This window comes from Aldersonia sp. NBC_00410 (assembly GCF_026342035.1).
Taxonomy (GTDB): Bacteria; Actinomycetota; Actinomycetes; order Mycobacteriales; family Mycobacteriaceae; genus Aldersonia.
Genome location: NZ_JAPENM010000011.1, coordinates 18,961 through 31,345 on the forward strand (window position 1 = coordinate 18,961; position 12,385 = coordinate 31,345).

At 68.5% G+C, this 12,385-nt stretch carries 12 protein-coding genes; 6 read left to right on the forward strand and 6 right to left on the reverse strand.

Features of this window, described 5'->3' with window-relative positions; translation table 11 throughout:
* Positions 1-63: 63 nt before the first annotated feature.
* A complete protein-coding gene (locus tag OG921_RS22340; protein ID WP_266114740.1) occupies positions 64-897 on the reverse strand; it encodes a glutamate ABC transporter substrate-binding protein in 834 nt (277 codons plus the stop codon).
* A gap of 57 nt (positions 898-954) precedes the next feature.
* Positions 955-1,683, reverse strand: coding sequence for an amino acid ABC transporter ATP-binding protein (locus OG921_RS22345; RefSeq protein WP_266114882.1), 729 nt, complete (start codon positions 1,681-1,683; stop codon positions 955-957).
* 240 nt (positions 1,684-1,923) lie between these two features.
* On the opposite strand from OG921_RS22345, the gene OG921_RS22350 reads away from it, so the two are divergent.
* Positions 1,924-3,681, forward strand: a complete 1,758-nt coding sequence (locus tag OG921_RS22350) for a CocE/NonD family hydrolase (RefSeq protein WP_266114741.1) — start codon at positions 1,924-1,926, stop codon at positions 3,679-3,681.
* Positions 3,682-3,687: 6 nt separating this feature from the next.
* Here OG921_RS22350 and OG921_RS22355 read toward each other — a convergent pair whose 3' ends face one another.
* On the reverse strand, positions 3,688-3,885 hold the full coding sequence (locus OG921_RS22355; RefSeq protein ID WP_266114742.1) for a hypothetical protein: 198 nt from the start codon (positions 3,883-3,885) through the stop codon (positions 3,688-3,690).
* 86 nt (positions 3,886-3,971) lie between these two features.
* Between OG921_RS22355 and miaB the strand changes: the two genes are divergently transcribed.
* Positions 3,972-5,483, forward strand: coding sequence for a tRNA (N6-isopentenyl adenosine(37)-C2)-methylthiotransferase MiaB (miaB, locus tag OG921_RS22360; protein ID WP_266114743.1), 1,512 nt, complete (start codon positions 3,972-3,974; stop codon positions 5,481-5,483).
* Complete coding sequence (locus tag OG921_RS22365) at positions 5,480-6,064, forward strand: hypothetical protein (RefSeq protein ID WP_266114744.1); 585 nt, start codon at positions 5,480-5,482, stop codon at positions 6,062-6,064. The genes miaB and OG921_RS22365 overlap by 4 nt, the downstream gene beginning before the upstream one ends.
* 29 nt (positions 6,065-6,093) lie before the next feature.
* Here the strand turns inward: OG921_RS22365 and OG921_RS22370 are convergent, their stop codons facing one another.
* Positions 6,094-6,651 carry a hypothetical protein gene (locus OG921_RS22370; protein ID WP_266114745.1) on the reverse strand — a complete coding sequence of 186 codons (558 nt, stop codon included), beginning with the start codon at positions 6,649-6,651 and terminating at the stop codon, positions 6,094-6,096.
* A gap of 66 nt (positions 6,652-6,717) precedes the next feature.
* A complete protein-coding gene (locus OG921_RS22375) occupies positions 6,718-8,295 on the reverse strand; it encodes a DUF349 domain-containing protein (RefSeq protein ID WP_266114746.1) in 1,578 nt (525 codons plus the stop codon).
* Positions 8,296-8,552: 257 nt separating this feature from the next.
* Here OG921_RS22375 and OG921_RS22380 point away from each other — a divergent pair, with 257 nt between their 5' ends.
* A complete protein-coding gene (locus tag OG921_RS22380; protein WP_266114747.1) occupies positions 8,553-9,260 on the forward strand; it encodes a hypothetical protein in 708 nt (235 codons plus the stop codon).
* Complete coding sequence (gene miaA, locus OG921_RS22385; RefSeq protein ID WP_266114748.1) at positions 9,248-10,171, forward strand: tRNA (adenosine(37)-N6)-dimethylallyltransferase MiaA; 924 nt, start codon at positions 9,248-9,250, stop codon at positions 10,169-10,171. Before OG921_RS22380 ends, miaA begins: the two co-directional genes overlap by 13 nt.
* Before the next feature lie 36 nt (positions 10,172-10,207).
* Here the strand turns inward: miaA and OG921_RS22390 are convergent, their stop codons facing one another.
* Complete coding sequence (locus OG921_RS22390; RefSeq protein WP_266114749.1) at positions 10,208-11,308, reverse strand: triacylglycerol lipase; 1,101 nt, start codon at positions 11,306-11,308, stop codon at positions 10,208-10,210.
* Between the two features lie 155 nt (positions 11,309-11,463).
* On the opposite strand from OG921_RS22390, the gene dapF reads away from it, so the two are divergent.
* Complete coding sequence (gene dapF, locus OG921_RS22395) at positions 11,464-12,339, forward strand: diaminopimelate epimerase (protein WP_266114750.1); 876 nt, start codon at positions 11,464-11,466, stop codon at positions 12,337-12,339.
* The last annotated feature ends 46 nt before the right edge of the window (positions 12,340-12,385 follow it).

A 12,385-nucleotide genomic window follows, 5' to 3' on the forward strand; every position in this document is an offset into this window, starting at 1 on the left:
CTCGCTCACCGGGAGTCCAACGCGAGCGGGTGGGGCGATCGCCGCCCCACCCGCGTGGGCGGGTCAGTACCGGTTGACCTGCGGCGGAGTCGGAAGCGGATAGCCCGACGGGCCGATGGTCGATTCGAAGGCCGCCTGCCACGAGCCGTCCGCGATCATCTCCTCGATCGCATCGTTGATCTTGTTGCGGGTATCGGTGTCGCCCTTGGCAAGTCCGATTCCGTAGTTCTCGGTGGAGAAGGTGTCGCCGACAACCTTGAGCTGCCCCGGGTACTGCGCCGCATAGCCGGCCAGGATGACGGCATCGGTGGTGACGGCGTCGATCGCGCCGTTACGCAATGCCTCGACGCACGCGGAGTAGGTGTCGAACTCCTGCAGCTGCACGTCCTGCGCATACTGGTCTTTCACGCGCTGCGCAGGCGTGGAACCCGTCACCGAACACAACTTCTTGCCCCCGGACAGCGACTCCGGGCCGGTGATTTCGGTGTTGTCCTCGCGCACCAGCAGCGACTGGCCGGTCGTCAGGTAGGGCCCCGCGAAATCGACCTTCTCCTTGCGGGCGTCGGTGATCGAGTAGGTCGCGACGACGTAATCGACCTCGCCATTCTGGATCAGCGTCTCGCGTTGCGCCGACGGCGATTCCTTCCACGTGATGCCGTCCGGCTGGACGCCGAGTTTGCCGGCGACGTACTTGGCGACCTCGACGTCGAAGCCGCTGTAGGTGCCGTCCGGATTGCGTTGCCCGAGCCCGGGTTGGTCGAACTTGATGCCGACCGTCAACGATCCGCCCTGCGCGCTTTCGGAGGCGCTTTTCTCCTCGTCACCGCCACAGGCGGTGGCGACGAACGCGAGAGCGGCAACGGCGACACCGAAACGTGCCACGCGGGTCAACCTCATCGGAATTCCTCCAAACTGTCGGGACAACACGGTGAAGCGGTGATCGGTGGTGCAGGGTCAGTGACTCAGGATCTTGCCGAGGAAGTCTTTGGCGCGGTTCGAACTGGGGTTGGTGAAGAACGTGTCCGGGTCGGTGTCCTCGACGATCTGTCCGTCGGACATGAACAGCACGCGGTCACCGGCCTTGCGCGCGAAGCCCATCTCGTGGGTGACGACGAGCATCGTCATGCCGTCGCGGGCCAGGCCCACCATCACGTCGAGTACCTCGTTGACCATCTCCGGATCGAGCGCCGAGGTCGGCTCGTCGAACAGCATCACCTTCGGGCTCATGGCAAGTGCGCGCGCGATGGCGACGCGCTGCTGCTGGCCACCGGACAACTGTGCCGGATACTTCTCGGCCTGCTCGGCGATGCCCACCCGTTCGAGCAGTTCGACCGCGCGCTTGCGGGCGTCCTCCTTCTTGATCTTGCGGACCTTGCTCGGCGCAAGCATGACGTTCTGCAGAATCGTCTTGTGCGAGAACAGGTTGAACGACTGGAAGACCATCCCGACGTCGGCACGTAGCGCGGCGAGCGCCTTGCCCTCCGCGGGCAGTACCTGTCCGTCGACGGCGATGGTGCCCTCGTCGATCGGTTCGAGCCGGTTGATGGTGCGGCACAGCGTCGATTTACCCGACCCGGACGGACCGATCACGATCGCCACCTGACCGCGCGGGATTTCGAGTTCGATATCGCGCAGCACGTGCAGTTCACCGAAGTGTTTCTGTACGCCGTGCATGGCAATCATCGGATGCTCGGGGCGCTGCGCTGGCTGCGCGCCCAGATGCTCGGGTCGCTGCGCAGGTTCCGCGTCCAGATGCTCTGGTCGCTGCGCAGGCTCCGCTCCTGCTGGTCGTTCGGCCGCGTGGTCGGCGTCGTCGACGGGCGTCATAGCCAATGACTCTAGGCCGATTCGCGGCATTTGCCGCCCGGAGCGCGAATCCGAGTCGTAGGGTTCGCGTACCTGGTTCTCCCGAGGCGGTGGGCGATGGCACGACGATGGCTCGTGGCGCTCTGCGGAATCTTCGCAGTGGTGTTCGGCTCGGGCGCAGTGGCCATCGCGGATCCCGGCGGGTACACCAGCGAATTGCTTCACTTCGCCGTCCGGGTCGGCCCGGACGCGCAGCCATGCAACATCGTCGGCGAGTTGTTCGTTCCCGCAGGCGCATCGGCCGCGAACCCGGCACCGGCGATCCTGACCACCAACGGATTCAGCGGTTCCTACCGGGACCAGATTCCGTTGGCCGAGTTCTTCGCTCGCGAGGGGTACGTCGCGCTCACCTACTCGGGCCTTGGCTTCGGTGGATCCACGTGCAAGATCTCGCTCGACAACCGGGACGACGACGGACGGGCGGCAGCACAACTGGTGAGTTTTCTCGGCGGTGCGGAGGGCGTAGCGTTCACCGACTCGGCACTGACGAACCCCCGCCCTTCGCTGGATACGGTGCTCCGCGACAGCGTCGACCATCGCGGTCAGCCGTCGGTGCACGACCCACGGGTAGGCATGGTCGGTGGTTCCTACGGTGGCGGTATTCAGTTCGCCGCCGCGGCGGTCGATCCGCGGATCGACACGATCGTCCCGCTCATCACGTGGAATGACCTGTCGTACTCGCTCATTCCGAACGGCACCGGCACCACAACCGGGGTGACGACGGCATTGCCCGGTGCCGCGAAGATCTACTTTGCCTCGCTGCTCTTCGCGAACGGGGTCCTCGCCCCCGGTGTCAACGGCTATCGGGCCGATCCGAGTCGTGCCCTCGGCTGTCCCAACTTCCAGCGCGACATGTGTACGGCCATCGCCCTGGCGAACACCACGGGCGAAGTCAGCCCGGATATCGAGCAATACCTGCGGCATTCGTCTGTCGCAACGTTCTACGACGAGATCCGGATTCCGGTGCTGCTCGGACAGGGACAGCAGGACGCCCTGTTCGACCTCAACGAGGCGAGGGCCACCTACGAAGCGCTGAAGGCTCGCGACATCCCGGTGAAGATGATCTGGCACTCGTGGGGGCACAGCCACCTCGAGCCGGCGCCCGGCGAGTTCAGCCAGACCGCGCCGGATTCGAACACGCAGTACGAGACCGGACGCATCCTCGACTGGTTCGACCACTACCTGCGCGGGTCGGCGGTCGGCACCGGACCCGAGTTCGCCTACTTCCGGCCCTGGGTGCCCTATACCGGCAACGCTGCGCCCGCGTTCGCATCGGCAGACCGCATCGACGTCGGCGCGCCGCACACGCTCTACCTCTCCGCGGGCCGTGCCCTGGTCGACGATCCGGCCACCGTCCGCCCGGCCGCGCGGACGGTGGTAACCGCGCCGAGCGCAGGGCCGGCCGGTATCGAGTCGATCGATCTGCTGCCGAACGCCAACCTGCCGAACGTGCCGATACCGGGTACCCAGGCGACCTGGACGTCGGCGCCGATGTCCTCGCCGTTGGACGTGGTCGGCGCGCCGACCGCCACGCTGCGCGTCGATGCGGCCGGGGCGCCGTTGGTGTTCGCGCAGATCTACGACGTGGCGCCGAACGGCGCTGCCACCCTCATCAATGGGCTCACCATGCCGGTTCGTATCACCGAACAAGCCGTGCCGGTCACGATGCCCGCATTCGTGCACCGGTTCGAACCGGGGCATGCGGTGCGGTTCGTCATCGCCGGCGGCAACGAGAGTTTCCGCGGCGGGCCCGTCGCCACACCGGTCACCGTGCACGCCGAAGGCTCGGTGCTGAACCTGCCGGTTGTCGGCTGATCGGGGTCAGTTCTTCGACCGGGTGCCGTCGGTCTGATCGAACATGTGCCACTCGCCGTCGTCGTGGCGTACCTCCATGCGGTAGCCGAGCCTGTCCGACGGTACTTCGACGTTGTTGAACCAGTCATAGGCGTCCGAGGCGTTGTCGAACTCCTTCGTGTCGATCACGGCTTCCTTCGGGTCGAGGACTCGGTACTGCGCCATGTGCTTTCCTTCCCTCGGGAGTCGGTTCCGGCACGTGGTTACCCGCCGATTCCGGTATGCACACCCGACCGCCGTACCCTGGACAGGTGGAAACGATCGACCGGGTGACCCGCAGCTACGAGGTTCGCACCTACGGCTGCCAGATGAACGTGCACGATTCCGAGCGCCTGTCCGGACTGCTCGAGGACGCCGGCTACACGCCGGCGGCGCCTGGCGCGACCCCCGATCTGGTCGTCTTCAATACGTGCGCGGTCCGCGAGAATGCCGACAACAAGCTCTACGGAAACCTCAGCCACCTCGCTCCCGTGAAGGCCGCCACGCCCGGCATGCAGATCGCCGTCGGCGGCTGCCTGGCGCAGAAAGACCGCTCCACGGTTGTCAAGAAGGCGCCCTGGGTTGACGTCGTGTTCGGCACGCACAACATCGGTTCGCTGCCCGCGCTGCTCGATCGAGCGCGACACAACGAGCAGGCCCAGGTGGAGATCCTCGAGTCGCTCGAGGCGTTTCCCTCCACGCTGCCCGCCAAGCGGGACTCGGCCTACTCCGGCTGGGTGTCGATCTCGGTCGGCTGCAACAACACCTGCACGTTCTGCATCGTGCCGTCACTGCGCGGCAAGGAGGTCGACCGGCGACCGGGGGACGTGTTGGCCGAGGTGCAGGCACTCGTCGACGAGGGCGTCCTCGAGGTGACGTTGCTCGGCCAGAACGTCAACTCCTACGGCGTCAACTTCGGCGACGCCGCGCCACGCAACAAGTCGGCGTTCGCCGAACTGCTCACCGCGTGCGGCAGTATCGAGGGGCTGGAGCGGGTCCGGTTCACCTCGCCACACCCGGCCGAGTTCACCGACGATGTCATCGAGGCGATGGCGACCACCCCGAACGTGTGCCCGCAGTTGCACATGCCGCTGCAGTCCGGCTCGGATCGGGTGCTCAAGGCGATGCGGCGTTCGTACCGCAAGGCGCGCTTCCTCGGCATCATCGACAAGGTGCGTGAAGCCATGCCGCACGCCGCGATCACCACCGACATCATCGTGGGCTTCCCCGGCGAGACCGAAGAAGACTTCCAAGAAACGCTGGACGTCGTGCGCAAAGCTCGTTTCTCCAGTGCGTTCACGTTCCAGTACTCCAAGCGGCCCGGCACCCCGGCGGCCGAATTCGATGAGCAGATCCCGAAGGGAGTCGTGCAGGAGCGCTACGACCGGCTGATCGCGCTGCAGGAGGAAGTCTCGCTCGATGAGAACCGCAAGCTGATCGGCACCGAGGTCGAACTTCTCGTCGCCGCGGGCGCCGGGCGCAAGAACGCCGCGACCGCGCGGATGAGCGGGCGTGCACGCGACGGGCGGCTCGTGCACTTCCGCCCCGGTCCTGAGGCCGGTATCCGGCCCGGTGATCTGGTCACGGTCGACATCACCGCCGCGGCGCCGCACCACCTGATCGCCGACGGACACGTCCACAGCCACCGCCGTACCCGCGCGGGTGACGCGCACAAACGGGGAATCATGCCCAAAACCGCACCGATCGGTGTCGGCCTGGGACTGCCCAGCATCGGCGCGCCCGTGACCGTGCCCGCCGCCGCCACGACTGGGTGCTGCGAATGAGCGAGCAGCCCGAAGACCAGTCTCAGCCGTTCGACGAGGAGATCCGCCGCGACGTCGATGCGGTGGAAAAGAAAATGGCCGGCGAGATCGATCCGGGTGCCCGCGCCGTGGTCGTCGCGATCCTGGTGTTCGCCCTGCTCGGTTCGCTCGCCCTGCCGCATACCGGCGGCGCGCACGGCTACGACGTGCTGAGCGGTAACGACGTCGCACTCGCGGAATCGATCCAGCTGCCGTCCCGCCTGTTCGCCTGGTTCGCGCTGGTGTTCGGGGTCGGTTTCTCCGTGCTCGCCCTGCTCACCCGGCGGTGGGTGTTCGCCTGGATCGCGCTCGCCGGTTGCGCCATCGCGTGCGTGCTCGGCATGCTCGCCATCTGGACCCGCCAGACGCTGGCGCCGAACCTGCACGGCGCCGGTCCCGGCGTCGGCCTGGTGATCGGCTGGATCGCGGTGCTGCTGCTGACCTTCCACTGGCTGCGGGTGGTGTGGAGCCGCACCGCGGTGCAACTGGCCGCCGAGGAACAGCGCCGCCTCGCCGCGGCCGAGGAAGAACAGCGCCAGCAGGAGTGGCGTCAGCGCGGCTGAATCCCGCGGCGTGACTGCATCGGCTCGCGTCAGCCCGATCTATTGGGCCACAGCTTGCCTTCGAGAATCTCCTGCTCGCCGGGGTAGAGCCGGTTCGGTCGGCGAGGCTTGTCCTCGGGCACCTTGACCAGGTAGTCGGCCGTACGGATCGTTGCGGGCCGGTACGTTCCGACGAAACTGATCAGCACCGATGCGCCCCGAGCTGCCGAACCACCTTCCACGCCCTCCCGGACGCCGTTGAGCGTTTCTTCGATGTCGCGCCCATCGCTGCCCACCGTGAGCGATCCGTCGTGATTGAACACCACGAACGTCCCGTTGTCAGCGGCGATGGTCGCCGCAGCCGCCATGCCGAGCGCCGGGTCGATGGACACGACGAAGTTGGGTGTCTCGCCCTTTTGCTTCGTTCCGGCCGAGGGCAGTTCGCTGCCGACGCCGAGGCGTACGAACTCGCCGAGGGCGTTGTGACGGCCCGACTCCAACACGTCCCAACGATGGTCGCGTGAGTAGACCTTCACCCGGCCGTCGGCGAAGAATCGTACGTAGTCGCCGGTCCCGTTGACGATCAGTTCACCGTCGGCTTTCGCCATCGATCACACCTCCCAGGTCCGCAGCCGTGTGCGGTGCGCGGCACTTCGCTCGGTGGTGCGATCGGCTTAGAGATTGCTGACCGCGCCCTCTGCTGCCTCGGCCCACTCACGCCACTGCTTGGCCTGCTCGCGGGCCTGCTCGGCGTCTCGGGTGTTGCCGGCGGCCTCCGCCTTCGCGGCTTGCTCCTCGAACGCGGCCACCCGCTCGCGGAACTGGGCCGCACGGGCCACCGCCTCCGGATCGGAGCGACGCCACTGCGAGTCGGCGGCCTCGCGGACGCGCTTCTCGATGGCGCGCAGGCGGCCTTCCAGGTCGTGCATGCGCTCGCGCGGCACCTTGCCGACCGCTTCCCACTTCTCCTGCAGGTCGCGCAGCGCGGCACGGGCGGCATCGACGTCATGGGACGGATCGATGCGTTCGCCGGCCTTGAGCAGTTCTTCCTTGGCATCGGCGTTCTGCTCGAACTCGGCATCGCGTTCCGAGGACGCGGCGTTGCGAGCGGCGAAGAAGATGTCCTGAGCACCCTTGAACCGGCGCCACAGCGCGTCATCGGCCTCGCGTGGCGCGCGACCCGCGGCCTTCCACTCGCCGAGCAGCTCGCGGAATGTGGCGGCGGTGACCACCCAGTCCGTTGACCCGGACAGCTCCTCCGCGCGGACGCAGAGTTCCTCCTTGCGCACCTTGGCCGCGGCACGCTCACGGTCGAGATCGGCGAAGTGCGCGCCGCGGCGGCGGTTGAACCCCTCGCGGGCCTTCGAATAGCGCTTCCACAGTGCGTCGTCCACCTTGCGGTCGACGCCTTTGATCGTCTTCCATTCCTCGAGGATCTCGCGCAGCCGGTCGCCCGCGGCCTTCCACTGGGTGGATTCCGTGGCGATCTGTTCGGCCTCGGCGGCGAGTCGTTCCTTGCGTTCGGTCTGCTCGTGCCGGTGCCTGTCCTTCTCCTCCTTGGCGTGTGCGGCTTCCTCGTCGGAGTGCTCGATGATCGCCTGCAGTCGGACCGCGAGGCTGTCGATATCGCCGATCACGGCCGCGGTCGGCAGCGATTCGGAGAGTGCCACGGCAGCGGCCTTGGTCTTGCGGGCATCGCCGACGTGGGTGGCCAGCCGGGCCTCGAGCAGCGCGACCTCGGTGGCCAGATCGTCGAACCGACGGCCGAAATGCGCGAGGCCCTCGGCGGCGTCACCGGCCTGCCACGAACCGACCTGCCGTTCGCCCTCGGCGGTGCGCACCCAGGCGATGCCCTCGTCATCGACCCGGCCGAACTGGCTGGGGTCGCTCACCACCGGGAGATGGGCGAGCGCGGGATCGTGGACGTGTGCGTGCGGCACCGGGTGCGGTTTCGGCGCCGGCAGCCGAGCGGTGCCCGGCCGTGCGTTGCCCGGGCTCGGGGTGGCGGGACCGGGGGTGACGGGACTGGGGGTGGCGGGACTCGGCGGGCTCGGCCGCGGGGGCGCCGGACGCGGGGATCCGCTGTCGCCTGGACGAGGGCCGTTCGCGGCCGGTGCCGGGCCGGGGGCTGCGGGCTTCGGCGCCGACGGTTTCGGCGCCTCCGACGCTGTCTCATTGGGCGCCTGCGGCGCGGTCTCATTGGGCGCCTGCGGCGCTGTGCCCGTCTGCTCGGTTCCGTTGCTCTCGGTCATGGCTCCTCGTCTCTGCCGCGCGACACGGCTGCCTGTCTGCGTTGGTCGGAGCGTGTCCGCTCGTGGACGTGAACAACGTCGCTCGCTCCTCGGGAACGATCACCGCTGCCCTGGACTCCGACTTTTGCGGTCCTGCTCGGTCCTATTGAACCTGGTCTGCGCCCGTCATTCCATCGAAACGGGCAGAAGGACGCGCCGTGGGGCTTCCGACGGGCGGGGAGTGGGTGCGTCGGTCGAGCGCTACTAGCGTTGACCTTGTGTTCACTGCCGCGGCTCTGGTGCCGTCACCCCCGATTGTCGTCCCCGAACTCAATGGTGCCGACGCGAGTCCGAGCGAGCCACTGCGCACGGCAGCGCTGGACGCGGTCGCGACACTCGGTGCGCGCTGGACCGTGGTCGGTGTCGGGGAAACCGAGTGCGAACTGTCCGCGAGCGCGGTCGGCACGTTCCGGGGGTTCGGCGCCGACGTGCGCGTCGCCCTGTCGGACGGCGCCGACGGGCAGGTGGACGCTCGACTTCCGCTCGCGGCGCTGATCGCCGGCTGGCTGCGCGAGCGGGCTGGACAGCACGCCGTCGCCACCGCCCGGATCGTCGCGGCGGACACCTCCCCGGTGTACTGCGCCGAACTGGGCCGGCAGTTGCGCAGGGAGATGGACGCGGACAGCGCGGCGCATGGCCTCCTGGTGGTCGCCGACGGCGCGACGACGCTCACCGCCAAGGCGCCCGGGGCGTTCGACCCGCGCGCCGAACCGGCGCAGCGCGAACTCGATGACGCGATCGCGGCGGGGGATTGCGCCACCCTGGCCGAACTGGATCCGGTGGTATGCGCGGAACTCGGTATCGGTGGCCGCGCCGCGTTCCAGGTGCTCGCCGGTGCTTTCGACGTCGCACCACGCCGGGTCGAGAGCCGCTACCGGGACGCGCCGTTCGGGGTCGGCTACCACGTGGCCGTGTGGCGGCCGTGACGCGTCCGATCGCGGTCGTCGGTCCGACCGCCACCGGCAAGTCCGACCTCGGGCTCGATCTCGCGGAACGCCTGGGCGGCGAGATCGTCAATATCGACGCGATGCAGCAGTACCGCGGCATGGACATCGGTACCGCGAAGCTGCCGCCGAGGGAGCGCCGCGACATTGCGCACCACCAGCTCGATGTGCTCGACGTGACCGAGACGGCGACGGTCGCGCGTTACCAGGCCGCGGCGGTCGCCGATGTCGAGGCGATCCGGGCGCGCGGCGCGGTCCCGGTGATCGTGGGCGGCTCGATGATGTACATCCAGGCGCTGCTCGACGAGTGGGCGATTCCGGATACCGACCCGGTGGTCCGCGCGAAGTGGGAGTCGCTGCTTGCCGATGGCGGGGTGAGCGCCGTGCACGAGGCGTTGCGCGCGGTGGACCCGCAGGCCGCGGCGACGATCCTGCCCACCGATGGGCGTCGGATGGTGCGCGCGCTCGAGGTGGTCGAGCTCACCGGCGCCCCGTTCGCGGCGTCGGCGCCGCAGATCGGTACTCCGCGCTGGGACACGGTCATCGTCGGTGCCGACCGGGAGACCGGACTGCTCGACGAGCGCATTCGGCTGCGGACCGACCGGATGTTCGACGCGGGACTCGTCGACGAGGTGACCGCGTTGCTCGGGCACGGGCTGCGCGACGGGCTCACCGCCCGCCGCGCCATCGGCTACGCCCAGACGCTGGCCCATCTCGACGGCGAATACGACCTCGCCGAGGCGCGGGAGCGGACCTTCATTGGCACGCGGCGCTATGTGCGCAGGCAACGGTCCTGGTTTCGCCGCGACCGCAGGGTGCACTGGGTGGATGCCGCTCGCGCGGACCTCGTCGAGCACGTGCTCGCGCTCGTCGAGGCCCGCGCGATGGACTAGCCGGCGGAGCGAATCATCAGCCGGCGGAGCGAATCATCAGCCGGCGGAGCCGGTGCCGCCCGGACCACCGTCGGAGCTGCCGCCGATCGGCGCGTTGCCGACGCAGCGCACCTTCGATTCGGGGAAACCCTGCGGATCGAGCCCGTGCTGGATCCAGTCGATCGCCCGCGGGGAGTACGCAATGCTCAGGTGATCGGAGATATCTGTCGGGCAGCCGTCCTGCAGCGTGACGTTGCGCACGGTCGCGCCCGGCCCGGACTTCAGGAAGGTCCAGTCGAACGGCGTGGTGACCTCGTCGAACATCGTGCCGATCACGGTGTAGTCGACGCCCGGCATGGTGTCGCCGCCCGCGTTTAGCCGGTTCAGCACCGCGGAGTCGAAGACCTGCTGCATCGGCGCGTATCCCACGAGGTAGTTCAGCGCCGGGTCGAGATCGAGGCCGAGGCTACGGATGGCGCGGTCGAGAGAGCCGATCCCATCGAGCGTCGTGCCGTGATTGGTCGCGCCGAGGGTGACGAGGTGGGCGACCTTGTTCTTGCTCGGATCGCCAGCGTTCGCCCCGCCCTCGAACTTCAGGTACTGCCGGGCCATCAGGCCACCCTGCGAGTGACCGACGATGTCGACCTGGCCGGCGCCCGTCTCGCGCAGCACCGCATCGACGAAGCCGGCCAGTTGCTTGGCCGACTCTTCGATCGGTCCGACGCCGTTCGTGTTGGGCAGCACGGTCCCCAGGCCGCCGGACTCGAGCAGGCCGACGCGCCCGTAGTTCAGTGCGAACACGCAGTAGCCGGCCCGGGCCAGCACGGGAGCGACACCGGAAAAGTTGTTGTACGCGTTTTCCCAGGTGCCGTGCACCAGTACGACCGGACGCGGATGGTCCGCCGAGGGCTTGCAGTTCCAGTCGTTCGCGCCGACCGGGGCCGCATCGGGGGTGAGCAGCGACTGCGCGAACGCTCCGGGGAAGTTGTTCGTCGCAGGTCCGACGCCAACGGTGTTGGGTGGCGCGGGCGGGGGAGCGGCGGTCGCGGGCGCGGCCGCGAGGAACGCGGCGGTCACCGCCAGTGCGGCCCCGGCGAGAGTGCCGCGGCTGCGGCGGTAGCGGATATCACGGCGAAGTTTCGATGTGAGCGCAGGCATAGCGACAAAACCTAACTTACCCACCGGTCAGTTCAAAGTTGGCCCTGCACCGAAGGTCGACATTCGTGAGATCGACGTGGATTCGTATTACCGGTTGCGGGCGTGGAGTTCCACTATGCGGAGGCCCCGCGTCGGCGCTCTCTAAACTCGGAGACATGGACTTCGCCAAGGGGCACGGCACTCAGAACGACTTCGTCGTGCTGCCCGACGAGGACGTGCGCCTCGACCTGACACCTGGTGCGGTCACCGCGCTGTGCGACCGGCAGCGCGGCCTCGGTGCCGACGGCGTGCTCCGCGTCGCGCGCGCGGGCGCTCTGCGTGATGCCGGCGTGCTCAGCGATCTTCCCGACGGCACCGACACCGACGACTGGTTCATGGACTACCGCAACGCAGACGGCTCGGTCGCGGAGATGTGCGGCAACGGTGTGCGGGTGTTCGCGCACTATCTCGCCTCGACCGGGCGCGAGTCGCGCACCGAATTCGTGGTCGGCTCCCGCGCCGGCGCACGACCCGTGACCGTGCACTCCGTCGACGGATTCCATGCCGACGTGAGCGTCGACATGGGCATCGTGCGCGAACTCGGCACGTCGACGGCAACGGTCAACGGCCGGGTGTTCACCGGCCTCGGTATCGACGTGGGCAATCCGCATCTGGCCTGCGTGGAGCCGCAGCTCACCCGCTCCGGACTCGCGGACCTGGACCTCGTCGGCGCGCCCGGCTACGACCCCGCTATCTTCCCGAACGGCGTCAATATCGAGTTGCTGACGCCGCTGCACGACGGAGCGGTCGACATGCGCGTCTACGAGCGCGGGGTGGGCGAGACCAGGTCCTGCGGCACCGGGACCGTGGCCGCTGCGGCCGCCGCGGTTCGCTACGGCGGCGGCGCGCCGGCGGGCAACGAGGTCACGGTGCGAATCCCCGGTGGCGAGGTCGTCATCGGCTTCGAGGCGGACCGTGCGACTCTTCGCGGCCCGTCGGTCCTGGTGGCCACCGGACAGATCGACGAGGCCTGGTGGCGCGACCTGCGGTGACGTCCAACCATCCCCGAGGTCGCGCACGGGATAACCCGATGCGAGT

Bases quoted from the DNA above. Each gene is read 5' to 3' on its own strand.
- OG921_RS22365 (WP_266114744.1), top strand. From the start codon at position 5,480: ATGAGCGAGCAGCCCGAAGACCAGTCTCAGCCGTTCGACGAGGAGATC.
- OG921_RS22390 (WP_266114749.1), bottom strand. From the start codon at position 11,308: ATGCCTGCGCTCACATCGAAACTTCGCCGTGATATCCGCTACCGCCGC.
- OG921_RS22340 (WP_266114740.1), bottom strand. From the start codon at position 897: ATGAGGTTGACCCGCGTGGCACGTTTCGGTGTCGCCGTTGCCGCTCTC.
- dapF (WP_266114750.1), top strand. From the start codon at position 11,464: ATGGACTTCGCCAAGGGGCACGGCACTCAGAACGACTTCGTCGTGCTG.
- OG921_RS22345 (WP_266114882.1), bottom strand. From the start codon at position 1,683: ATGATTGCCATGCACGGCGTACAGAAACACTTCGGTGAACTGCACGTG.
- OG921_RS22375 (WP_266114746.1), bottom strand. From the start codon at position 8,295: ATGACCGAGAGCAACGGAACCGAGCAGACGGGCACAGCGCCGCAGGCG.
- OG921_RS22370 (WP_266114745.1), bottom strand. From the start codon at position 6,651: ATGGCGAAAGCCGACGGTGAACTGATCGTCAACGGGACCGGCGACTAC.
- OG921_RS22350 (WP_266114741.1), top strand. From the start codon at position 1,924: ATGGCACGACGATGGCTCGTGGCGCTCTGCGGAATCTTCGCAGTGGTG.
- OG921_RS22355 (WP_266114742.1), bottom strand. From the start codon at position 3,885: ATGGCGCAGTACCGAGTCCTCGACCCGAAGGAAGCCGTGATCGACACG.